The organism is Asaia sp. SF2.1 (assembly GCF_000505765.1).
GTDB lineage: Bacteria > Pseudomonadota > Alphaproteobacteria > Acetobacterales > Acetobacteraceae > Asaia > Asaia bogorensis.
Map to the genome: position 1 here is coordinate 94,191 of NZ_AYXS01000051.1, position 703 is coordinate 94,893.

General features: G+C 55.5%; 1 protein-coding gene. It reads right to left on the minus strand.

Annotated features, from left to right (window positions below; genetic code table 11):
• On the minus strand, window positions 1–703 hold a 703-nt coding region (locus P792_RS35390), incomplete at both ends, for a methyl-accepting chemotaxis protein (RefSeq protein ID WP_023980018.1).

A 703-nucleotide genomic window follows, 5' to 3' on the forward strand; every position in this document is an offset into this window, starting at 1 on the left:
TCGCCGAGAATTGACCAGTCGAGGAATGAGCGATTTCCGCGACGAGCTTGTCGATCTCCCCAACCTGACTCAGGATAATACCTAGAGCGCCACCGGCTTCGCGCACCAGCCTTACGCCATCGGAGACAAAATCGCTCGAACTTGAGACCATCTCCTTCACGCGACGAGCGCCTTCAGTCGACCGCTGAGCCAGAGTGCGCACTTCTGTCGCGACGACAGCAAAACCACGTCCTGCATCCCCGGCTCGGGCGGCCTCTATCCCTGCATTCAGTGCAAGGAGATTTGTCTGAAAAGCAATTTCGTCGATAAGTCCGATCACCTGACTGATCTGGGCGAAGCTACTCTCGATCTGGCTCATCGCGTTCACGGCGTTATGAACCATCGCGCCAGACTTTTCAGCACCCAGTCGCGTGTCATCGGTCACTGAAGCGGCTTTCTTCGCACTGTCTGCGGAGTCACGCAGCATACTCACTACGCGCTCGATCGCGGCTGAGGACTGCTCTATACTTGCCGCCTGCTGCTCGGTGCGCCGTGACATATCGTTCGAAGCGACAGAGATTTCGCCTGTGCCAGAGCCAATGGCCATAACGCTTTGCTGGATCACCGAGAATGTCTGATTCAAACGCTCAAACGCATCATTGAAATCCGTTTTCATGACCTGAAGGCGCTGCGGTAGCGCAACATCAATACGATAAACGAGATC